Source organism: Myroides odoratimimus, from assembly GCF_030326305.1.
GTDB classification, from domain to species: Bacteria; Bacteroidota; Bacteroidia; order Flavobacteriales; family Flavobacteriaceae; genus Flavobacterium; species Flavobacterium odoratimimum_A.
The window spans coordinates 44,434-66,687 of sequence record NZ_JACAKB010000016.1 but is presented as its reverse complement, the minus strand read 5'-3'; the positions used below and the strand labels follow the sequence as shown (position 1 = coordinate 66,687).

Here is a 22,254-nt window from a genome sequence, read left to right as displayed (position 1 = left end):
ACGTCTGTAAATTATGATATTATGAAGTCGATTTATTTCTTTAGTTTTGTTTAAAAATCAGAATAGATGAAAGCTTTTCTAGTTATAGTAATTATTTTATTGATAGTAGCGATTGTTTGCTTAGTATACTTAATTATACAGAATAATAAGAAGCGATTAGAGTTAGAAAAAGAAAAGTATCTCTTTGATTCTAAGATGCGATATTTACAGTTAGAAAATCTTGAGTCTAGATTAGACCCGCATCTGTTTAAAAATATTCTGAACTCTATTCAATCTCATGCTTATCAGACTTATTACGCTCTAGATAAAATGGCTGGAGTATTAGATTATATTTTATATGATAGCCAACGAAAAATGGTTTCTCTTAAAGAAGAACACGAATTTGCTTTGCGCCTTATCGACATCAATAAGATTAAGTTGAATCCTCTTTTTAGACTTGATATAAGATCTAATATAGGAGAAGGAGAGGTATTTTATACAGAAGAATTAATAGCGCCTCTTATATGTGTAGAATTGATTGAGAATGCATTTAAGCATGCAGACTTGGCTAGTACAGATGCGTTTATTTCTATTTTGTTTAAATTGAAGAATGGACATTTTGATCTACTGGTTTCTAATAAAAAGTCTCGTATGAAAACTTTACACAAGGAAAAAGGGGGATATGGACTTACTGCTTTGAATAAGCGACTTGAATTAATATATGGGACTGCTTATAAGCTAGAAAAAAACGAAGATGATCATATTTACTCTACGCACTTAAAAATTAACCTACATGACTTCAAAACTAAAATGCATATTGCTCGATGATGAACTTTTAGGACTAAAATACCTAAAAATGTTATGTGAGCAAATAGAGGAAATAGAAATCGTAAAGGCTTATAATGATCCTGCAGTCTTTTTAGAGGAAGCGCCACATCAAGACTTTGATGTTGTTATCTTGGATATTAATATGCCTGGATTAGATGGTCTTAGTGTTGCACAACTTCTGCCTAATAAAGGTGTTATCTTCGTGACAGCATATAAAGAGTATGCGCTAGAAGCTTTTGAGATAGAAGCTATTGACTATATCGCTAAACCAATTAAGAAGGAAAGACTTCACAAAGCCGTATTAAAAGCAATGCGACAGTATAAGCCAGTGGATGAAGTTACCTTTATTACGATAAATTCGAACAAAGGAAAAGCACTGCTTTATTTCTCAGATATTCTTTATATCAAAACTAACGAAATGGATAGTAGGGATAAAGATGTTTATTTAGAGAACAATCAAGTGGTCGTAGCGAAGAATATGTCTTTAGATAAATTCGTTTCAGTTTTGCCTAGTTCTAAGTTCTGTCGTATTAATAAAGGAGAGTTGATCGCTCTAAGAATAGTGCGTTTTTTTAGTCATGATGAGATAACTACTACACTAAAGGGAATTGATGGAAAGCCTCTAGAACTAACACTTGGGATGACCTATAAAACTGATTTTCTAGAAAAGATATAAAACTCATTACAGAAAAATACACTTTCATTACAACTTGGTAGTCTTTGGATTCATTCTTGCTATTTACAAGCATTATTATAGAGATGTTTGTGGTGTAAAAAGTAAGTAGTATGTCAAAGTTTAAAAATTCGCTTTTATATTTCTTTATTATTGGCGGATGTTCAGCCTTAATGTATTGGGTGGTTTCTAAAGGGGTTAAATTAGAGTCTAATGTTGTTAAAGTAGTGTCAGACAAGAGTATTTTTGAGAATTTCTTAGATACGATACAAGACAACTTAAACTTTCCATTAGCTTTATTATTAGCCCAGATTGTAACGATTGTTTTAGTTGCTAGAGTATTCGGATGGATTTGTAAGAAGATAGGTCAACCTTCTGTAATTGGAGAAATCATAGCAGGTATTGCGTTAGGCCCTTCTTTTGTAGGGGCTTATTTTCCAGAATTCTCAGAAGCTTTATTTCCTGTACATTCATTAGGCAATTTAAGTTTCTTAAGTCAGATAGGATTAATTCTCTTCATGTTTGTCATCGGAATGGAGCTAGACCTAAAGGTGCTAAAGAATAAGGCACATGATGCTGTTCTGATTAGTCACGCTAGTATTATTATTCCCTTCGCCTTGGGAATGACTCTTGCTTATTATATTTTCACTTCCTTCGCACCAGAAGGAGTAGAGTTTCTGTCCTTCGGATTGTTTTTAGGTATATCTATGAGTATCACTGCCTTTCCAGTATTGGCGCGTATTGTGCAGGAGAGAGGATTACAAAAGACACGTTTAGGAACTATCGTTATTACTTGTGCGGCGGCAGATGATATTACAGCTTGGTGTCTATTAGCAGCTGTAATAGCGATTGTACAAGCAGGAAGTTTTGCTAGTTCGCTTTATATTATGGCTTTAGCTATTATTTATGTAATTGTGATGCTAAAGTTAGTAAAGCCATTCTTAGCACGTATTGCTAAATACCAACCAACGAGTAATATGTTCTCTAAAGGAACTGTAGCTATATTTTTATTGACATTAATTATTTCTTCTTACTGTACAGAAGTAATAGGTATCCATGCTTTATTTGGAGCTTTTATGACAGGTGCAGTGATGCCTGATAATATGAAGATTAGAAACATCTTTATTGAGAAGGTAGAAGATGTAGCAGTAGTTTTATTCTTACCTCTATTCTTTGTTTATACAGGGTTACGTACAGAAATAGGTCTTTTAAATGAACCTTATCTATGGAAGGTGACTGGAGTCATTATCTTGGTAGCAACGATAGGGAAGTTTGTCGGTAGTGCCTTAACAGCCAAGATAGTTGGTATATCTTGGAAAGATAGTTTAACGATAGGTGCACTGATGAATACTAGAGGATTAATGGAATTGATAGTATTGAATATTGGTTTTGATCTAGGAGTATTGACAGGAGAAGTGTTTGCTATGATGGTGATTATGGCTTTAGCAACGACCTTTATGACGGGGCCTGTATTAGATTTGATTGCAAAGATATTCGGACCATTAGGAGATGATGAAGTAAAAACTGTTACTCCTAATCTAGGAAAATACCAAGTATCTCTATTTTTTGAAGACAAAACAAGTTTAGCTCCACTGATGAGATTGGCTAGTAGCTTTGTAGGCAAAAATAATGCAGATACTGGGATTACAGCGATGCACTTAGTAGATAGTATAGAAGTAAATGCCTTTACTTCTACGGAGTATGAGAATGAAATATTTGAAGCAGTGCAAGAAGAAGCGACAGCCTTAGATCAAGAAGTACAAACCTATTATAAGGTATCCAATGATATCGAAAGTGATGTGGTCAATGTAGTTAATGAGCAAATCAGTGATTTATTATTAATTGAAGTCGGGTATTCTATTTATAGAGGGTCTCTATTAGGGAATATCTTAGGTTTTACCACTCGTATTATCAATCCAGATGTATTGTTGAACAAGGTGACAGGAAAAGAGAAATTCTTTGAGAACTCATGGTTTAACGCTAGAACACAACAGATTCTTAATCGTTCTAAAGTACCTGTGGGAATTTTTATCAATAAAGACTTTGATAAGGTGGAGCAAATTTTCTTGCCTGTATTCTCTAAGCAGGACTTGAAGCTGCTAAGTTATGCACAGAAGTGGATTCGCAATAGTGAAGCGCAGATTACAGTGTTAGACGCAACAGGTCAGTTAGAAAGTTACCCTGAGTTTAAAGAACAGATTAGGTTGATCGAACAGTTTAAGCCTAACCACATTAGAATTGTTAGTGTTAAGGAAGTTAATAATGAGTTTATAAAGGATTTTAATCTGATGTTGATCAGTTTAGAAAGTTGGAAAACACTAGTAGAAGAACGAAAAGCATGGCTAAACAGTGCACCATCTATGTTGTTAATTCAATTGTAGAGATATTGTGTGTTTTATATTAATTTGTGGTACTGCTCTCCGTCCAGGGAGAGCAGTTTTTTTATTTCATAAAGCAATGTAAAGAGCTAGTGAGTTTTAGAAGAAGTTATATGTTTAACCTCAGAATTATTTAATATCTTCACGTATATATTCTAGGGTTAAGGTATGATAGATATAGAAACAAGCATTCATGATGCTTATTCAGTAGAGGTTAAAATAGGGTTTAAGACAAAGCAAATTGGTCAAACAGCAGAGTTTGATATTAATACTTGGTTTTTTATTCCTAATAGTTTAGATATTAATGCTTCTACATATACTAAAGATCAGTTTTATTCAGATGTTAAGTCTAAGGTCAGATTTATAACACCTATTTACCTTCTAAAAGAAATTGTTGATAACGGAGCTGTACCATTAAATAATTTGCGTTCAGCTTTAAATGATGTGTTACAAGCAGAAGAGGATTCATCTGAGTTATTAATGGAGTATGAGTTTCAGCTAAAGATGTTCATGGCTATTTTTAGAAGTGCTATTCGCAATCATCTTGTTGAGATCAAGAAGTGTATTTTAACGAAAGATTTAGAGGTAAGATGTTTAGAATTTGCCTCAGCAGTGGAGAACATTTCTATTCAGTTTAGAGGGCTTAGAGAGTTGTTAATTGATATAGAAGAAGGGAGTGAAACAAGAAATTACTATGACTTTGCAGATGAGTATTTATCTTATGCGATAGTGCATCAGGTTTTTGGTTTCTTAGAACTGTTAGAAGGTGATCAGTATAATCTATCAGAGAAAGTACGCCAACATTTAATAGGATTAATAACTAGAGAAAAAGAGTATATGAAAATACACAACTATCTAGATATTAAGAAAGGGGATAGAGAGAATAATCAGAAAGTAGTATATAGGCACACTATGTTAGATAAGTATATAGAGTCTGATTTAGCTTTAATTTCGAATAAACGAAAAGACGAAGATGGTGTGATTGCCCAGCAGATATATTATAGTTTAGCAGCGGGGTTGTCTATGATTTTTGCTACTGTTATTGCTTTCTCTTTTCAACAAAAATATGGCAACTTTACAATGCCTTTGTTTGTAGCATTAGTTATAAGTTATATGTTGAAAGATAGGATTAAGGAACTAATGCGTTATTACTTTATAGGAAAGTTAGGAGGGAAGTATTTCGATAATAAAACGAATATTAGTGTAAAAGATCAAAAGATAGGTTGGATAAAGGAATCTGTCGATTTTATAGTAGAAGAAAAGGTGCCTGAAGAAGTACTTAATTTACGTGATCGTTCAGCCTTATTAGAAATAGAGAATAAGATTCACAATGAGAAAATCATGTTGTACAGAAAGAAAGTACATCTAGATAATAAGAAGGTTATTAAAGAGAGTACGTATGCCTTTGACGGGATTAATGATATTATTCATTTTAATCTAACTCGACTTACTCAAAGAATGAATAATCCTTATGTGACTGTGTATACTCTAGATCAAAATGATTTAATAGGGGAGCCAGAAAGAATATTAGCAGATAAGATCTACTATCTTAACTTCATAGCACAAATAAAGTATGAAAATATCGTAGAGTATAAACGATTTAGAATTGTGTGTAAACGAACAGGTATTGAAGCTATAGAAGAACTTTCTTTGAGTTAATCGAGAACTCAAAGAAAGTTTTTTATAAGATTAGGACTAGTGTACCTCCTACAATAAGACATCCACCAATTATAGTTTTTAGATCCATAGGCTCTTTTAAGAAGATAAAAGAGATAATCATCACAAATACAATACTCAGTTTATCTATCGGAGCTACTTTAGATACAGGACCTGACTCTAGAGCTTTGAAATAAAATATCCACGATAGCCCTGTCGCAACTCCAGAAGCAATTAAGAAGATAAGATTAGACTTACTCAATTCTTTCATACCTTTAAAGTCGCTATTTGCAATCACTATTCCCCAAGCTAAGACTAAGACTACACTAGTGCGTATAGCTGTAGCTAGGTTACCATTAATTCCTTTTACTCCTACTTTCGATAATATGGCTGTCATTGCAGCAAATATAGCTGAGAGTAGAGCGTAGTACTTCCACATAATATTGTTTTATAAATAATCATCTAGAGGACACTGTATAGGTACAGGAATATCTCTTCTGATTTGTTCTTCAAATTTGCTCAAATCTACGCTTTTTGAAGTAAATATATTTATAATTTCCATATTACTTCCTTGTGGACGGATGCTTAGTTTAGACTCTATAGTTCCATCGCTATTCTCAGTAGTTTCTATACAGATATATTTTACCTCTGCTAGTGGTATTATATGAGCATAGCGATCATCAGAGAAGCCTATTTCGTCGTTATTATCATCTATCCAAATAAAAGGTTTATTCTGAGAGATCTCTTGTATGAATGTTGGTACTCTATAGATATGTGCTGTTTCTTTATAGGTTTTTATATCTAGAGTTATATTATCTGATAGTGTTGTACAGTTGGCTATAGATAATTTAAGTATATACTCTGGATAGATTACAGTATTCAAGTATTCTTTTAAATTAGTAATTAAGAAAAATACTTTATTATTAGCCGCATCTAAGTCTACAGGATAGGCGTTAGAGAAATAAAACTCTAAGTGATCTGTTTTTATTTTTGTACTAAAGATAACACTCTTATCCTCTTCTGTATCGATAGAAGCACTAGTAAGGCTTTGATTCTCTAGTAAAGCATGTTTTAAAAAGGAATACGGTTTATTACCAATTTGTTTATACTCACAATAAGAGAAATAATTGCTCACAGGAATATTCTTTCTATGACAATCATAAAAATTAAAATCGTTGAGAACAAGGTTTCCAAGTCTCACAGGGACCTTAAAGCTGTATTTAACTAAATCATCTTCATTAGATGGTTTAGTCATTAATACTTCTTCTAATGCAATTACTTCTTCATAAGGAGTTTCCCATGATATAAAAGTTTTTGCTTGATTCTGCAATTCATAACCTTCTAGGATTGTATCTGCATAGGTTCCTTGTTCTAATACTTTACAGTTACTAGGATTTTTTCTAGCCCATATAAACATATTTCTTTCACAACTAAAGGTTTCTTCGAATAAGGTTAGTAATACAGGATTAAACCCTAACTTTTCGGCTAAGTGTAGAAAAGTAGAAAGAAAGTTTACAGATGAAGTAGGGATATGACTATTGTGCTTCCCTGCTATAAATAGCAAAGGTTTATTGTTAATACAAGTAAAATACAAAACTTGTATGTCATCGATGTTTTGGTTACAGTTGTAATAAGATATTTTATTTTTGCTTATTAAATGATTATCAAGTATAAAAACGGCGTTATCACAATTTTGTAAAGTCAAAAAATCTAATGACGTATTGTCTATTTCTTTGGTGTTTTTTCTTTTAAGGAAAAGTTTTAAATAGTTAATCATAGATTTGGAGAGAGAAAGTTTGACGTTATTTTACAAAGACGAGTTGCTTAGAGTCCAACTTGTCTTCTCCACTATATCTGTAGCATACAAGTATTCCGTCCCCCTTAGCAACGCTAAAATCGACACAGCATACATTATCTTTAATGATACTGGGTCTAGTACCTACCTTGTGTTTCATCCAATAGTGACCAAAGAACACAGGTTTCTCTACGATCTGATAAAAGTTATCACTCTCAAACTCAAAAGGAGTATGAGGTAGCTCTTGTATAGGATGTACACTGATAGAGTTATAGGTCATTTCTTTAGGATCTTCCCACCATTTAGTTCTAAACTCAGTGCGTAGTATACGATCTTTATCGATGAAGCTTATACCTTCAGGCATCTTCGCTTCTTTTCCTTTTAATGTTGTTTCTACAGCATTATATAATTCTGTTCCTTCTTTATTCGCTTCTTCTAACAGATCATTCGTAATACAGTCATTGACTAATCGGTTTCTTAAATAATTGATATGTCGATCATCCCAACATGCATGAACAGCTCTAAACGAATCATTCTCATAAAATAAAGGAAGTGATTTAAACCACTCTATATACATTTTGTACATATTAGGCACTTGCATAAAAGCAGCCATTGTCACAGCATGTTGATTAAAGTTCTTAGGAGTGTGTTCTCTAAGGTAATTTCCTTCTGTAGATAAGGTGTTATAACAGATAGCATTGTACTCATGATTTCCCATTAAGGCAATAGCCTCCCCATTATCAACCATCTTTTTTACGATATCTAGAACTTCTATAATATTAATTCCTCTGTCTATATAATCTCCTACGAATAGTACTTTTCGTTCAGGATGTTGATAATATCCTCTTTTATTAGAATAGCCTAAAGCAGCTAATAATCTCTTTAAATCATTACTATGTCCATGAATATCTCCTATTATATCAAAGTCTACAAAATTTTTGTCAATTGTTTTCATTATACAAGTTGTTGGTGTTATTAAATGTACAATAATTTGCGAATAAATTATCTGAAAAATAAAATTAAAAAGATAATATATGATATCTACAATAAAATTAGTTTATAATAACTGTATCATATAAAAGAAAAGTGAAATATGTTAAATAATAAATTAAAATCTATTTTTTAAGAGTAAAGTTATTTTTTGTTTGTTTTTAAAAGTAATGGAATATATAGGCTTATGGCTGAATTATCTAGTGAGATAGTAATAGGAATTAAGATATTGATATATGTCTTTGAATGAGGTGGTTGTATTAGAGAAAATACGGTATTGAAAATATCTATATTCTCTAAAAAAATAAGAGTCAATTTGCCAATATAATAATTCTTTAAGATGGCTTATTCTCTTGTTTATAAGTTGGATATATTATAATGTTAGCGGTTTTTTAATAAATATTTAATAGCTAATCTAGTTTGTTTTCAGTAACTTAACCTGTATAAACTAACAATTATGACAAAGTATAAAATTGCATCACTAAAAGAGTTACAGGACAAGGGTAACAATATCGAAAGATTGCCGTTTTCGATAAGAATTTTATTGGAGAATGTTTTGCGTAATCACGATGGTTATGTGATAACAGACGAGCATTTAGACACTCTAGTTAACTGGGATCCAAAGGGTACTGACAAAGATATTCCCTTTAAGCCAGCACGTGTTTTAATGCAAGACTTTACAGGGGTACCAGCTGTTGTAGATATTGCGTCTTTGAGAGATGAGTTCATCAGACAGGGAAAAGACGGGAATAAGATTAACCCAGCAATTCCTGTAGATTTGGTTATTGACCACTCTGTTCAGGTAGATTATTATGGAACAGATTACTCTTATAAGGGAAATGTAGAAAAAGAATATGAGCGTAATTCTGAACGCTATGAGTTGTTAAAATGGGCTCAGCAGGAGCTAAATAACTTCACAGTAGTTCCTCCGGGAATGGGTATTTGTCACCAGGTAAATTTAGAGTATTTAGCTAAAGGTGTTATCGAAAGAGATGGATGGGCTTTCCCAGATACTTTAGTAGGTACAGATTCACATACACCTATGGTGAATGGTATTGGAGTTATTGCATGGGGAGTAGGAGGTATTGAAGCTGAGGCGGCTATGCTTGGACAACCAATTTATTTTACTTGCCCAGAAGTAATCGGATTAAAATTAACGGGTAAAATACCACAAGGCGCTACTGCTACTGATATGGTATTATCTATTACGAAGATATTGCGTCAAGTAGGAGTAGTAGGTAAATTCGTAGAAGTATTTGGCGATGGCTTAGATAATCTATCTGTGACTGATAGAGCGACTATATCTAATATGTCACCAGAGTTCGGATGTACAGTTACTTATTTCCCTATTGATAACCGTACCTTAGATTATATGCGTGCTACGAATAGAAGTGAAGAGCAGATAAACTTAGTAGAAGACTATTGTAAAAACAATATGTTATGGAGAACAGGGAAAGAGAGCATTGAGTATACTACTGTGATCGAGTTAGATCTAAATACATTAGAGCCTACAGTATCTGGACCTAAACGTCCACAAGACAAAATATTAGTAAAAGATTTAGCGACATCATTCTCTACTTTATTAGAGCAAGAGTATAATCGTACCTATACTGATACTAAAGAGCGTAGAGAGCACGCTTGGCTATCAGAAGGAGGTTCTGGGACTGAGTTTGCTTACGAAGAGAACAAAGCTGCTAATCCTACTACAGAAGTTGTAAAAGATAGTCTGCGTACAGTTCGTATTAAACAGAAGAACAAAGAGTATGTAATAGGAGACGGAAGTATCGTTATCGCTGCTATTACGAGTTGTACGAATACGTCTAATCCAGAAGTAATGATTGGAGCAGGACTAGTAGCTCGTAAAGCTATTGAGAAAGGTCTGAGAACGAAGTCATGGGTTAAGACAAGTTTAGCTCCAGGGTCTAAGGTTGTGACTCAGTATCTACAGCGCTCAGGTCTATTAGAAGACCTAGAGGCACTTCGATTCCATACAGTAGGGTACGGATGTACTTCATGTATTGGTAATAGTGGACCTCTTCCATTACCTGTAGCAGAGGCAGTGACTAAAGGTGATTTAGTTGTAGCATCTGTATTGTCAGGGAATAGAAACTTCGAGGCTAGGGTACACCCACAAGTAAAAATGAACTTCTTGATGTCTCCGATGTTAGTTGTTGCTTATGCACTTGTAGGTAGAGTAGATATTGATTTAATTAATGATCCTTTAGACTATGATCCTAATGGACAGCCAGTGTATCTAAAAGATATATGGCCAACACATGAGGAGATTAGAGCAGTAATTAACGAATCATTGAAACAAGAAGATTTTGAACAAGTATACAGTGTGATTTTTGAAGGTGAGCAAGACTGGAAGAACTTACAAGCGCCAACAGGTCAGAAGTTTGAATGGGATCAACCATCTACTTATATCAGACAAGCGCCATTCTTCGAAAACTTACCAGCTCAACCTAAGCCAATTGCAGATGTACACAATGCTAGGGTATTGTTGTATTTAGGAGATTCAGTGACTACAGATCATATTTCGCCGGCAGGAGCTTTTAATGAGAGTTCAGCAGCAGGTAAATATTTACTGTCACAAGGAGTAGAACCAAAAGATTTTAACTCATACGGATCTAGACGTGGTAACCATGAAGTGATGATGAGAGGTACCTTTGCCAATGTGCGTATTAAGAATAAAGTAGCACAACGCGAAGGAGGATATAGTACTTATTTACCTACGAATGAATCTCTTTCTGTGTTTGATACAGCGATGAAGTATCAAGAAGATAAGACTCCTTTAATAATCTTGGCTGGTAAAGAATACGGAAGTGGATCTTCTCGTGACTGGGCAGCAAAAGGAACTTATTTATTAGGAGTAAAAGCTGTTATAGCAGAAAGCTTTGAGCGTATCCATAGAAGTAACTTAATAGGTATGGGGATAGCTCCATTACAATTCTTAGAAGGCCAAACAGCTGAATCATTAGGTTTAACTGGAAAAGAGACATTCACTATCACAGGAATCGAACAAGATTTAGTACCACACAAAATACTAGAGGTAAAGGCGGTAAAAGAGAATGGAGAAACTCTTTCTTTCCAAGCTAAAGCTCGTTTTGATTCTTTAATTGAAATAGAGTATTATAAAAACGATGGTATTCTACAATATGTATTGAGAGACTATCTAAAGAATTAAGAATTGTTAGCAATCCATGATGTGACGCGTATTAAAATCGTCATTTGTCATTTGAAATTCGTAATTAATTCCTAATTGAAAATTTATAATTAAAAAAGGGCTGTCTTATTTATAAGACAGCCCTTTTCTTTATTTTAATAACTAAAATTATTTAGTCATATTTTTCATTTCTTTCTCGATCATATCGTAGAATTGATCAATCTTAGGAAGTAAAACGATTCTAGTTCTTCTGTTTCTAGCTCTGTTTTCAGGAGTATCGTTTTCAACTAATGGCACATACTCTCCACGTCCTGAAGCAACTAATTGACCAGGGTTTAATTGGAAGTCATTTTGTAAAACTTGAACAATAGATACCGCACGTTTAACACTTAAATCCCAGTTGTCTCTCATCATTGCGTTTTTGATAGATACGTTATCTGTATGCCCTTCTACCATTACTTCGAAGTCTGGTTTGCTCTTAGCGATAGCAGCTACTTTAGCTAATACACGTTTAGCCTCAGAACTTACTTCATAACCAGCTGTTTTGAATAATAATTTGTCAGCGATAGAGATGTATACTACACCTTTTTCTACGTTAACTTGGATATCTGGATCATCGAAACCAACTTCTTTCTTCACACTTCTTACTAAAGCTAAAGTAACAGAGTCTTTCTTCGTGATAGCATCTTGAAGACGAGTGATCTTAAGATCTTTCTCTTTCATGCTCTCCAAAGTTTTCTCTAAGTTTTCAGCACCTTTAGAAGTTAACATAGTCATGTTACCCATATTGCTTAATAAGTCAGAGTTGTTCTTTTTCAAATGCTCGATCTCGTTAGAGAAAGCATTTCTCTCAGCTAAAGCAGAGTTTAGTTTTATAGTACATGTATTTAATAAATCTTGTACTTCTTTGTTTTTAGCTTCTAAGTCTGCAATTTTCTGTTTTGTACCACAAGAACCTAATGTCAAGGCTAAAACAGATAATCCTAAAACTACTTTTTTCATAATTAAAAAATGATTGAATTGTTTTGTCAAATATAGCAAATAGATGGCAATATAGAAAGAAAAGTCTAAACTATTTTAATTAGAATATTCTAATATAAGTCTTACGTTTTTGAATATAATATAATTTAATAATTGATTTAGTTCGATAATACTCTTTTACAGGAGATTTTGATACCTTTTTTTTGAAGATAGGAATACGTTTGTAAAATGCAAAGTGAGAACGAACAATTGCAAAACAATGTTTGGGTTGCAACATTAGCATATATCTTACCCCTGCGATGCCGTCTAAGCACAATCTCAAAAAGATAGTAGAGAACTTGCCTTTAGAAGGGAGATTCTTGTATAATGTTAGTAATGAGTTCCTAAAGTTAAGATAAGTCTTCTTTGGGCTCTGATACTTTAAAGTTGCTCCACCAACGTGATACACAGTAGAATACCCCGTGTACTTAATCTTATGTCCCAGATGATGTGCTCGCCAGCATAAGTCTATTTCTTCTTGATGAGCAAAGTAGTCTTCATCGAGCCCACCTAGTTTTTGGTAAACTTCATTACGGATAAAAAAGCAAGCACCTGATGCCCAGAATATATCTATAATATCGTTGTATTGCCCTTTATCTTCTTCTATGGTATCGAAGATACGTCCTCTACAGAATGGGAATCCGTACGAATCTATAAAACCACCTGCAGCGCCTGCATACTCAAAGTGTGTTTTGCGTTTATAGTCAAGAATTTTAGGTTGTACAATAGCTACTCGAGGTTGTTTATCAAATATTTCTTCTACCGAGTCTAACCAATTTTCGGTTACTTCGATATCTGAATTCAACAGTACTAAGTAAGGCTCTTGTATATCTTTTAACCCTTCATTATATCCTTGAGCAAAACCATAGTTTTGCTTATTCTGTATAATATGAACAGAAGGAAACTTTTGTTCTAGAACAGTTATAGACTGATCAGTAGAAGCATTATCTATAACGTATATATTAGCTTTGTCCGAATACTTCACTACAGAAGGAAGAAACTGTCTTAACAGCTGTTCTCCATTCCAATTTAAAATAGCTACGGCAAACTTTTTATTCATTTTGTTTTTCTTTTGTGTGAAATCGTTTTTTGTGATGTCGTGATGTTGTTCTCTCGCTGCGCAAAGTCTCCCGACTTTGAGCTATTATAGTTTTGTAAGACTGTAAACTGTCAACCGTTCACTGTTAACTAATTTTTCATTCCTAATTCCTCATTATAATTCGGCAATTCTCTCAAGAACACATATTTACTATTCTCATAATCCATTTGACAGTAGTAATGATTTAGCCCATTGGTGACATACAGATAGGTTGATCTTAATTGAAAATTATAACGAGCAATCTGATCAAATGTTGTTTGGGTAATTTTTATCTCAGGTGCTTTACACTCTATGAGCATATAGATTTCACCATTAGGTCTAAAAATCACCACATCATATCGTTTCGTCATTCCATTAATTCTCACTACTTTCTCTACACTGATGAGGGAAAGAGGATAACCTTTAGTATAGATCAAATCATGTACTACATGCTGTCTTACCCATTCCTCAGGAGTAAGCTGAATAAACTTTTTACGGATAACATCAAAAATAGATAGCTTATTTTCACTATTTTTGAAACGAAAATCAAACGGTGGGAAATTCAGTCTTTGCATAAAGCAAAGATATTTTTTTTCTACCGGTATTGAGCAATATTTAAAACTAATATTTTGGATCAAGTAAAGGACATAATAAAGAATATAAAGGCAGGGAATGCTGCTCCTATATATTTTTTGATGGGGGAAGAACCGTATTATATTGATAAAATCTCTGAGTATATTGAAGATAATCTATTGACAGAAGAAGAGAAGGGGTTTAATCAAATGGTATTATATGGGCGAGATGTCACTGTTCAAGACATTGTTTCTAATGCAAAGCGATTCCCTTTAATGGCAGAAAAGCAAGTGGTCATAGTTAAGGAAGCTCAAGAGTTAGCACGTTCTATAGACCAATTAGAATCTTATGCTGCACAAGTACAACCATCTACGGTATTAGTATTCTGCTATAAGTACAAAACATTAGACAAAAGAAAGAAGATTTACAAGGCAATAGAGAAGTCTGGTATCATATTTGAAAGTAAGAAGTTAAAAGAGTATCAGATAGAAGCTTGGCTTAAGAAATTACTAACTGCAAAAGGGTATAGTATAGATCCTAAAGCTTCTGCAATGTTAGTAGAGTTCTTAGGAACAGATTTGTCTAAAATAGCGAATGAGATAGATAAATTGGCTTTAATTGTACCAAAAGGAGTACAAATCACAGCAGAAGTAGTAGAAAAGAACATCGGAATAAGTAAAGATTTTAATAATTTTGAGTTGATTAAAGCTATTGTAGACCGTAATCAGATCAAAGCGTATAAAATTGCAAATTACTTTGCACAGAATCCAAAGAATAACCCAATCGTATTGACAATGGGGCTTGTTTATTCTTATTTTTCTAAACTTTTGTTGTATCACGGGCTGAAAGATAAGTCACCATCCAACGTGATGAAACAATTAAAAGTGAGTCAATACGCAATAAAAGACTACGAAACGGGTTTTAGAATCTATAAGATGAAGCAAGTCAGTAGTATTATTGCACATCTAAAGGATGTAGACCTTAAAAGTAAGGGAGTAGGAGCTCAAGCGATGCCACAAGGAGAACTGCTTAAGGAGATGTTAATCAAAATATTTAATTAAAATAAATAAATAATGTCGAACAATTTAAACAAGAATAAGATTCTAGGATATGCTACGTTGATTATGATTATGATGGGTATCTTATTAATCTGTCTAGGAGCATTTAAATATTCCGAAATCGCAGGGTGGGGATTCACAGCTGTAGGAATCGGTTTCTTTGCAATAGCATGGGTTTTTAACGCTTTAAAAGGAAGAGTATAAGTTTAAAAAAGAAGAGGAGAGCATTGCTCTCCTCTTCTTTTTTAAACAATTAAAAATTACGAATCCTAGCCCTTCGGGCTTTAGTTATGTACATTACGTCTCGTTATCTCGGATTTAATCCATGATATGTATCCGTCATCGTAGGGCTGTATTACATACTGCCGACAATGTACACCCCTTTTAACAATTACGAATTTCAAATTAATAATTACGAATCTTAGCCCTTCGGGCTTTAGGTATGTATATCACACAATCGTTACGTTCTCGTTCTTGCGGATTTTTAATTCATGATATATCACTATCCCAACTACCTACCCGAATTATTCTGACTGGCTATATAGCCCATCTATATTTAATTAGGCATAACCGCCTAGTATATCCATTCAACTTCAATTAAAAAAATGATCAACTTTTATCAAAAAAACACCTATTTATCATCAAAAAAACTTATTTCTCCCCTAAAATCTCCCTCTTTTTACCTTGTTTTCTTCTAATTTTAGTGAATTAAGGCTTGAAAAGCAAAAAAGTGTATACTTTTTTTAAACCTTTTTCTGTTTAACTAATTGATAGTTAGTGGTTTGTTTGAAAATGAGTTGTTGTACTCAGTAGTATATAGCTCTTAACCCTAGCAAAATCAGGGCTTCTTTTTGGCTCCTTGGACAGTTGTAGGACAATGCTAGGACTTTAGTGGGCAAAATGAGGCTTTTGTCGAAGAATGCTCCTTTTGTTCTCTGGGTATTCTTCTTGTATGTAGTGTGAAGGTGTGGTGGTGGTGAATATAGCTATTAAAATAAGGATATAAGGTTTTAGTTTTTGATAAATTGTTTTCCCAAATAGAGCATATTAAAAGAGGTGTAAAAAGATGTCTTTGTAATTAAAGATAAAGTGTCGATGCTATAACCGTTAATAAATAATCCTATTAAGATTAATAAATTAGCAATGAACCTAGATAGTCAACCTTCGATGTTATACAGGGTTTACTTAGATTGTGATGTGAAGAGTCAATAGAGAGCTGATATTTGAATGAATAGATGCAACGCGTCATATATATAACGTTCGTCACATCAGTAGAGACGGAATACTTCCGTCTAACACACAGTTAGGTCCCAATGGATAGAAAGCCCTTATTCAAGGGGTTGATGTTTAAATTTGTCACACGGTGTTTCATATGCTGTGTTCTGTATTTAAATCTGTTTACTGAATCCACAATATATGTCATCCCGACGATAGGAGGTATCTCATTCTATTGGTGTGTAGATATTTATGAGATACTGTTGTTTACTCAATAATTCGCAATGTTTACGAGAATCTACTTGTAGGAATATAAGGGTGGAGGTATATTTACAGTTATAGGATTTGGTATCATGAGAAGGTTACTAAGATACTTTGTAAAATTCCAGGATTCGAATAACCATTATTTACCCATTGGGATGTTTTGATAGAGGTGGAAACTGTTTATAAAGGCAGGTATAAATACAAATGATTAAATAACGATAATTAGGTAGAGATAGTGATTATATCTCTTTGAAAAATAAAATGATGAATACATATTTTAAACAGTTAGAAACGATACTTACCTCTAATGAGTTTAGAGATAGATTAGAACAAGTCAATGATAACTTTCCTAATATGAAGTAAGAACATTTGATAAGAGATGTTATTTTGTCTATGTATAATCAACAGAATACTCCTAGTTATAGAGCTTTCTCAGAGCATCCTCGTAAGTGGGAGTTGAGTAACGGAGAAGAAAGAAAAGGTCGAGTGGACTTGTCTTTTAATAATGTAAATGAGTTAGAATGTCCTTATAGAATTGAGATTAAGTTTTATTTTACTGGAGATATCAAAGGAGGTAGAAAAAATTCAGTAACGTATAATTATTTAGAAAAAGAGTGTGATTTGTTGATGATTGTAGTGCAAGACTTTATAGATCTCGATGCTAAAAAGACCTTTGATAAAGCATGGGGGATTGATTCTAAATTATATAAGTATCAATTAAAAGAATATACAGGTTTAGAAGAGGGTAAATATATAGACTTAGAAAAGAGTTTTATGGATGGAATACAAAAGAGAAAGGGAAAAGTGTTAGAGCGAATTTCTATAGAAGTAGATAAACCTTATAAAACGAGATATACATTCTGCTTTTTAGAGCACGTTAAATAGAAAAGGATATGAGAGAAAGTAATCAGTTAACTGCTTTTTTGAGCAAGTCAAGATAGGATGTTTGTTATGCCTTTTTTCTTTGAAGGTTATTATTGAATTATTGCAAGAGGATAATAGGATTAAGCTTTATCATAAAGTATATAAATTAAGGGAAGTATTGCCTTTAGTAAATAGTGAATTATAAAAAGATGGATAAGAGACATACTTACTTTATCTCAAAATTAGATATAGGAGAATCTGGTGTAGAGTTAAGAGAGAAAAGCGAAGAAGATAAGGATTTCTTTATTCAACAGGGAAGTTTAGATGGAGCATGTGCTGTGTATTCATTTTTTATGCTTTTAATGATTCAAGGGATTATAAAGAGAGGTGAAATAGGAATCTATAAGAAAGTAAGGAGAAATACTTTTGTAGGTAAATTAGTACATTATTTCTTTGCAGATAATGGAATGCATTGGGAAGGGAATTACTTTTTAGATTTAAAGGAAGGATTTGAACAAGTGTCTACAAGGAAAGGGTACGTCACTGTTGAACGAGCTAATAATAGAAGTATTGTAGGATATTTAGAACAAGATATCCCTGTAATGCTAAGAGTATAGTTTAAAGGGAAAGATGCTGGAGCACATGCAGTAGTAGCTATAGGATATGAAGAGGATGAAAAAGGTAATCTTACTAAGTTGTTTTGTCTTGATCCGGGAGAAGACAAACCGCAATATGCTTATCACAACAATGTTATATTGATTAATGAATATCCAACTGCTATGTATAAGGAGTTTGATGTGTTGAGTGGTACTCAAGTTTATTTTGATGAGATTTTAGTAGTCGAATAGTTTCTATTTATCTTCAATAAATAATAAAATAACGCAAAGTCGGGAGACTATTGCGTAGCTGTTTACAGTCACGGATTCGGAAATTCAAGATAACTTAACAAATCCTCCTACTATACCCCCATATATTTGTAATTCTCTTTAAATTTGTTATATTATAGTTTGAGGAGGAGTAATTTATAAGTTTATGTTATCACACAGAGGTAAGGAGAGAAGTTTTATGCAGAATCTGCGTTTAGCAGTGTTGTTATCATTTGTAGGAGGCGTGGTGAATGTAAGTGGTTTTTTGGCTTTAAAGCTGATGACAACCAATGTGACAGGGTATCTATCTAATTTTGCTCAGGAGGTGCTTACCTTTAATAAACAAGCTATTATGAAATCAGTGTTGTTATTGGTTTCGTTCTTTTTAGGATCTTTTACTTCTCACGTGATCTTACAGTTGCAGAAGTTGATTTGGAACAAGGTGTATTTTACATTACCTTTGATATTAGAGGCTATCTTATTAGGAGGAGTGGCTTATCTCGAGGGGGATATATTGTTTCAATATCCGATGAAGATAGCCTATGTACTGCTATTTGCGATGGGATTACAGAATTCTCTAGTTACTTTTATCTCTAAGGCGGTAGTGAGAACTACCCATATTACGGGGATCGTAACCGATTTAGGTATTGAAACGGCGAGGTTATTGTTTAATCTAACGAGAGCCAACTTTCGCAATCTTTTGCTTTCTCATATTGGACTTAAACTAGCTATTGTCTTTTCGTTTGGAGTAGGAGGGATTACCGCAGCATTTTGCTTTCAGTACCTTCATTTGCGCACCTTATACATTGGGGTGGTGGTTATTCTATTTACCACCGTTTATGACTATTTAGTGGTTAAAATGATGAGGGTATTAGAAGAAGGAAAACATATAGTGGATTGGAGTAAGAAAGTAGTGACTAAAGACTATAAAGTTTACCATATCTTAAGAAGGAAGAAGTAGACTATATAGCTTTAAGTATAACAATCATTTTAAGTAAGGATAAAGTATTTTGTCCTTCGGACACCTCTTCGGTGTAGGGAAAACCACCCCGTCCTTCGGACACCCCTTCAAAGTAGGGGAATAAAAAAAATCTTGTAATTAAGTCTCTCACATTAGAGTTAATTACAAGATTCTGTCGACCTTAAATTCCAATATGCAATTCGTATTCATCGTCTGCTTTCTCTTCGAAATCATAAATAGAATTTGCTGGTGAAATTGCGTTGCATGTTGAGCAAACGTAAGCATCTATTGATGGGTCGTAGTAGTGATTTTCGTGATTGTTTTCACAAGTTTCACTTTTTGCAAAAAGTAAATTTTCTGTCATATATGTGAGTTTTTTAAAGTTGTCTCTAAAATAGTATTTAAAAGTATAGAAAACAAATAATTATAGGCTTGGATGTGTGTTTTTATTGTTAATATTTTCTAAACATTGTGTTTTTGTGTGTGGTTTAGGTTTAATCGATGTGAAATGATGAATTTTTTAGAAATAAGAGGTTTAACCCAGATTAAGCATTAGCCAAATACTGCAAAGCAATTCTACTTCATATCTCTTTCACTTCTTCTAAAACCATACTACATGCCTTGCTACAGCTGGCTTTTCGTATAAAATAGTCCACAGGACTATTTTATACTCAGCCCTTTCTTAAATTCAGAGCTATTTTGTATAATTACTTTTCGTTTATATGTCTATCGCTTAATCTGGGTTTAATAGAAATATTATTCTATAAGGTTCTTTAGGCTAAAAAGGTTTTATGGGGTAAATAGAAATTCAGATAGAGTCAATAATGATATAAGGTGAAATAGTCTATCAAGACAAAATCAAAAAAATGTAGAACACATTTCCTAATCTCCTTAATTAATACTATTTTTGGCTAATATGCTATGGAATGCTTATAGCTTAGTAATCAATAAATTCAATATATTTTACTTTATGTCAGACGATAAAAAGGTAATTTTTTCGATGTCAAAAGTGAGTAAAACTTACTCATCGACAAATAAGACTGTATTAAAAGATATTTATTTAAGCTTTTTCTACGGGGCTAAAATTGGTATTTTAGGTCTAAATGGTTCAGGTAAATCTTCTTTATTAAAGATTATTGCTGGGGTTGATAAAAACTATCAAGGTGATGTGGTGTTTGCACCAGGATACACTGTTGGGTATTTAGAACAAGAACCACAATTAGATGAAACAAAGACTGTTATCGAAATCGTTAGAGAAGGAGCTGCTGAAACGGTAGCGATCTTAGATGAATTCAATCAGATAAATGATATGTTTGGTTTGCCAGAAGTGTATGAAGATGCAGATAAAATGCAGAAACTGATGGATAGACAAGCTGAGCTACAAGATAAAATAGATGCTGTAGGAGGATGGGAGTTAGATACAAAACTAGCTATCGCTATGGATGCTTTGCGTACGCCAGAGCCTGATACTCCTATTAATATTCTTTCTGGAGGAGAGCGTCGTAGAGTTGCTTTATGTCGTTTGTTATTACAAAACCCAGATGTATTATTGTTAGATGAGCCTACTAACCACTTAGACGCAGAGTCTGTACATTGGTTAGAGCAACACTTACAACAGTATTCAGGAACAGTAATTGCTGTAACGCACGACCGTTATTTCTTAGATAACGTAGCAGGATGGATCCTAGAGTTAGATAGAGGAGAAGGTATTCCATGGAAAGGGAACTATTCTTCTTGGTTAGATCAAAAGTCTACAAGATTAGCTCAAGAGGAGAAGGTTGCTTCTAAACGTCGTAAGAACTTAGAGCGTGAGTTAGACTGGGTACGTCAAGGTGCTAAAGGTCGTCAAACGAAACAGAAAGCAAGGTTACAGAACTACGATAAGTTATTAAATGAAGATCAAAAAGTTCTAGAAGAGAAATTAGAGATTTATATTCCTAATGGACCACGTCTTGGAACAAATGTGATTGAAGCAAAAGGTGTAGCGAAGGCTTTCGGAGATAAGTTGTTATATGATGATTTAAACTTCACTTTACCACAAGCTGGTATTGTAGGTATTATCGGACCTAATGGTGCTGGTAAGTCTACTATCTTCCGTATGATCATGGGAGAACAACAACCTGATGCGGGTACATTTGCGATCGGAGATACGGTTAAGATTGCTTATGTGGATCAAGCACACTCTAATATAGACCCAGAGAAATCAATTTGGGAGAACTTCTGTGATGGTCAAGAGTTGATCATGATGGGTGGTCGTCAAGTGAATTCTCGTGCTTATTTGAGTAGATTTAACTTCGGTGGTTCTGAACAAAATAAAAAGGTATCAACGCTTTCTGGAGGAGAACGTAACCGTCTTCACCTAGCAATGACATTAAGAGAAGAAGGTAACGTATTGCTACTGGATGAGCCTACGAATGACTTGGACGTAAATACACTACGTGCATTAGAGGAAGGTCTTGAGAACTTTGCTGGATGTGCAGTAGTTATTTCCCATGACCGTTGGTTCTTAGACCGTATCTGTACACATATCTTAGCTTTTGAAGGTGATTCTCAAGTTTATTTCTTTGAGGGATCATTCTCTGATTATGAAGAGAATCGTAAGAAACGTTTAGGGGATGTAGCTCCAACTCGTTTGAAATATAAAAAATTAGTTCGCTAATTAAAATAGTAAAAGCCTAATTAGATTTCTAGTTAGGCTTTTTTTTATAATTACGGATTACAACCTTAAATCCGCATCAATATATGTCTTTTGAATAGCTAGGTTTCAAGTTCATTACAATTATTGTTTAAAGTTTAAGTCTTTTTGTTTTTAGGTATTCTGGCTTTTTACTATTTTGGTGTTCTATCTTTTTTGTTTCACAGAAAAGTATAACCACAAAACAAAAATATA

General features: G+C 33.5%; 18 protein-coding genes. 11 read left to right on the top strand and 7 right to left on the bottom strand.

Features of this window, described 5'->3' with window-relative positions:
- Positions 1 to 66: 66 nt before the first annotated feature.
- The 4 genes from HX049_RS12040 to HX049_RS12025 all read left to right on the top strand — a co-directional run bounded on the left by HX049_RS12040 (position 67) and on the right by HX049_RS12025 (position 5,517).
- Complete coding sequence (locus HX049_RS12040; protein ID WP_041891140.1) at positions 67 to 807, top strand: sensor histidine kinase; 741 nt, start codon at positions 67 to 69, stop codon at positions 805 to 807.
- Positions 773 to 1,483: a LytR/AlgR family response regulator transcription factor gene (locus HX049_RS12035; protein WP_041891143.1), complete on the top strand. Its 711-nt coding sequence runs from the start codon at positions 773 to 775 to the stop codon at positions 1,481 to 1,483. Before HX049_RS12040 ends, HX049_RS12035 begins: the two co-directional genes overlap by 35 nt.
- A 110-nt stretch (positions 1,484 to 1,593) precedes the next feature.
- Positions 1,594 to 3,861, top strand: coding sequence for a cation:proton antiporter (locus tag HX049_RS12030; protein ID WP_286416075.1), 2,268 nt, complete (start codon positions 1,594 to 1,596; stop codon positions 3,859 to 3,861).
- A 165-nt stretch (positions 3,862 to 4,026) separates the two neighbouring features.
- Entirely contained in the window at positions 4,027 to 5,517 is a 1,491-nt protein-coding gene (locus tag HX049_RS12025) for a hypothetical protein (RefSeq protein ID WP_286416073.1), read from the top strand.
- A 22-nt stretch (positions 5,518 to 5,539) separates the two neighbouring features.
- Here HX049_RS12025 and HX049_RS12020 read toward each other — a convergent pair whose 3' ends face one another.
- The 3 genes from HX049_RS12020 to HX049_RS12010 form a co-directional block, all read right to left on the bottom strand.
- The gene (locus HX049_RS12020; protein ID WP_041891154.1) at positions 5,540 to 5,953 is read right to left on the bottom strand and encodes an EamA family transporter; all 414 of its coding nucleotides are present in this window, start codon (positions 5,951 to 5,953) and stop codon (positions 5,540 to 5,542) included.
- A 9-nt stretch (positions 5,954 to 5,962) separates the two neighbouring features.
- Entirely contained in the window at positions 5,963 to 7,078 is a 1,116-nt protein-coding gene (locus HX049_RS12015) for a hypothetical protein (RefSeq protein WP_286416069.1), read from the bottom strand.
- Positions 7,079 to 7,316: 238 nt separating this feature from the next.
- Positions 7,317 to 8,264 carry a metallophosphoesterase gene (locus HX049_RS12010; protein ID WP_286416068.1) on the bottom strand — a complete coding sequence of 316 codons (948 nt, stop codon included), beginning with the start codon at positions 8,262 to 8,264 and terminating at the stop codon, positions 7,317 to 7,319.
- Between the two features lie 492 nt (positions 8,265 to 8,756).
- Between HX049_RS12010 and acnA the strand changes: the two genes are divergently transcribed.
- Positions 8,757 to 11,486 carry an aconitate hydratase AcnA gene (acnA, locus tag HX049_RS12005; protein ID WP_286416067.1) on the top strand — a complete coding sequence of 910 codons (2,730 nt, stop codon included), beginning with the start codon at positions 8,757 to 8,759 and terminating at the stop codon, positions 11,484 to 11,486.
- Positions 11,487 to 11,633: 147 nt separating this feature from the next.
- Here acnA and HX049_RS12000 read toward each other — a convergent pair whose 3' ends face one another.
- The 3 genes from HX049_RS12000 to HX049_RS11990 all read right to left on the bottom strand — a co-directional run bounded on the left by HX049_RS12000 (position 11,634) and on the right by HX049_RS11990 (position 14,138).
- On the bottom strand, positions 11,634 to 12,467 hold the full coding sequence (locus HX049_RS12000; protein ID WP_286416065.1) for an OmpA/MotB family protein: 834 nt from the start codon (positions 12,465 to 12,467) through the stop codon (positions 11,634 to 11,636).
- A 79-nt stretch (positions 12,468 to 12,546) separates the two neighbouring features.
- Positions 12,547 to 13,545 (bottom strand): glycosyltransferase family 2 protein, encoded by a 999-nt coding sequence (locus HX049_RS11995; RefSeq protein ID WP_286416064.1) that lies wholly within the window; start codon positions 13,543 to 13,545, stop codon positions 12,547 to 12,549.
- 128 nt (positions 13,546 to 13,673) lie between these two features.
- Positions 13,674 to 14,138 carry a type I restriction enzyme HsdR N-terminal domain-containing protein gene (locus tag HX049_RS11990; RefSeq protein ID WP_286416063.1) on the bottom strand — a complete coding sequence of 155 codons (465 nt, stop codon included), beginning with the start codon at positions 14,136 to 14,138 and terminating at the stop codon, positions 13,674 to 13,676.
- 54 nt (positions 14,139 to 14,192) lie between these two features.
- Between HX049_RS11990 and holA the strand changes: the two genes are divergently transcribed.
- From holA to HX049_RS11965, 5 genes are all read left to right on the top strand, one after another.
- On the top strand, positions 14,193 to 15,197 hold the full coding sequence (gene holA, locus HX049_RS11985; RefSeq protein ID WP_286416061.1) for a DNA polymerase III subunit delta: 1,005 nt from the start codon (positions 14,193 to 14,195) through the stop codon (positions 15,195 to 15,197).
- Between the two features lie 12 nt (positions 15,198 to 15,209).
- The gene (locus tag HX049_RS11980) at positions 15,210 to 15,398 is read left to right on the top strand and encodes a CAL67264 family membrane protein (protein WP_286416059.1); all 189 of its coding nucleotides are present in this window, start codon (positions 15,210 to 15,212) and stop codon (positions 15,396 to 15,398) included.
- A gap of 1,662 nt (positions 15,399 to 17,060) precedes the next feature.
- Positions 17,061 to 17,558 carry a hypothetical protein gene (locus HX049_RS11975; RefSeq protein WP_286416057.1) on the top strand — a complete coding sequence of 166 codons (498 nt, stop codon included), beginning with the start codon at positions 17,061 to 17,063 and terminating at the stop codon, positions 17,556 to 17,558.
- A gap of 188 nt (positions 17,559 to 17,746) precedes the next feature.
- The gene (locus tag HX049_RS11970; protein ID WP_286416055.1) at positions 17,747 to 18,154 is read left to right on the top strand and encodes a hypothetical protein; all 408 of its coding nucleotides are present in this window, start codon (positions 17,747 to 17,749) and stop codon (positions 18,152 to 18,154) included.
- A 415-nt stretch (positions 18,155 to 18,569) separates the two neighbouring features.
- Complete coding sequence (locus HX049_RS11965; RefSeq protein WP_286416053.1) at positions 18,570 to 19,364, top strand: YoaK family protein; 795 nt, start codon at positions 18,570 to 18,572, stop codon at positions 19,362 to 19,364.
- A gap of 181 nt (positions 19,365 to 19,545) precedes the next feature.
- Here the strand turns inward: HX049_RS11965 and HX049_RS11960 are convergent, their stop codons facing one another.
- Complete coding sequence (locus HX049_RS11960) at positions 19,546 to 19,728, bottom strand: hypothetical protein (protein ID WP_006261104.1); 183 nt, start codon at positions 19,726 to 19,728, stop codon at positions 19,546 to 19,548.
- A 606-nt stretch (positions 19,729 to 20,334) separates the two neighbouring features.
- Here HX049_RS11960 and ettA point away from each other — a divergent pair.
- Positions 20,335 to 22,023, top strand: coding sequence for an energy-dependent translational throttle protein EttA (ettA, locus tag HX049_RS11955; RefSeq protein WP_041891189.1), 1,689 nt, complete (start codon positions 20,335 to 20,337; stop codon positions 22,021 to 22,023).
- Positions 22,024 to 22,254 lie beyond the last annotated feature (231 nt).

What these genes read in the sequence shown, in the direction of transcription:
- HX049_RS11980 (WP_286416059.1), top strand. Translation starts at nt 15,210, where the DNA reads ATGTCGAACAATTTAAACAAGAATAAGATTCTAGGATATGCTACGTTG.
- HX049_RS11960 (WP_006261104.1), bottom strand. Translation starts at nt 19,728, where the DNA reads ATGACAGAAAATTTACTTTTTGCAAAAAGTGAAACTTGTGAAAACAAT.
- HX049_RS12010 (WP_286416068.1), bottom strand. Translation starts at nt 8,264, where the DNA reads ATGAAAACAATTGACAAAAATTTTGTAGACTTTGATATAATAGGAGAT.
- HX049_RS12035 (WP_041891143.1), top strand. Translation starts at nt 773, where the DNA reads ATGACTTCAAAACTAAAATGCATATTGCTCGATGATGAACTTTTAGGA.
- HX049_RS11970 (WP_286416055.1), top strand. Translation starts at nt 17,747, where the DNA reads ATGGATAAGAGACATACTTACTTTATCTCAAAATTAGATATAGGAGAA.
- HX049_RS11990 (WP_286416063.1), bottom strand. Translation starts at nt 14,138, where the DNA reads ATGCAAAGACTGAATTTCCCACCGTTTGATTTTCGTTTCAAAAATAGT.
- HX049_RS12040 (WP_041891140.1), top strand. Translation starts at nt 67, where the DNA reads ATGAAAGCTTTTCTAGTTATAGTAATTATTTTATTGATAGTAGCGATT.
- HX049_RS12020 (WP_041891154.1), bottom strand. Translation starts at nt 5,953, where the DNA reads ATGTGGAAGTACTACGCTCTACTCTCAGCTATATTTGCTGCAATGACA.
- ettA (WP_041891189.1), top strand. Translation starts at nt 20,335, where the DNA reads ATGTCAGACGATAAAAAGGTAATTTTTTCGATGTCAAAAGTGAGTAAA.
- HX049_RS12025 (WP_286416073.1), top strand. Translation starts at nt 4,027, where the DNA reads ATGATAGATATAGAAACAAGCATTCATGATGCTTATTCAGTAGAGGTT.
- HX049_RS11995 (WP_286416064.1), bottom strand. Translation starts at nt 13,545, where the DNA reads ATGAATAAAAAGTTTGCCGTAGCTATTTTAAATTGGAATGGAGAACAG.
- acnA (WP_286416067.1), top strand. Translation starts at nt 8,757, where the DNA reads ATGACAAAGTATAAAATTGCATCACTAAAAGAGTTACAGGACAAGGGT.
- HX049_RS12000 (WP_286416065.1), bottom strand. Translation starts at nt 12,467, where the DNA reads ATGAAAAAAGTAGTTTTAGGATTATCTGTTTTAGCCTTGACATTAGGT.
- HX049_RS12030 (WP_286416075.1), top strand. Translation starts at nt 1,594, where the DNA reads ATGTCAAAGTTTAAAAATTCGCTTTTATATTTCTTTATTATTGGCGGA.
- HX049_RS11965 (WP_286416053.1), top strand. Translation starts at nt 18,570, where the DNA reads ATGTTATCACACAGAGGTAAGGAGAGAAGTTTTATGCAGAATCTGCGT.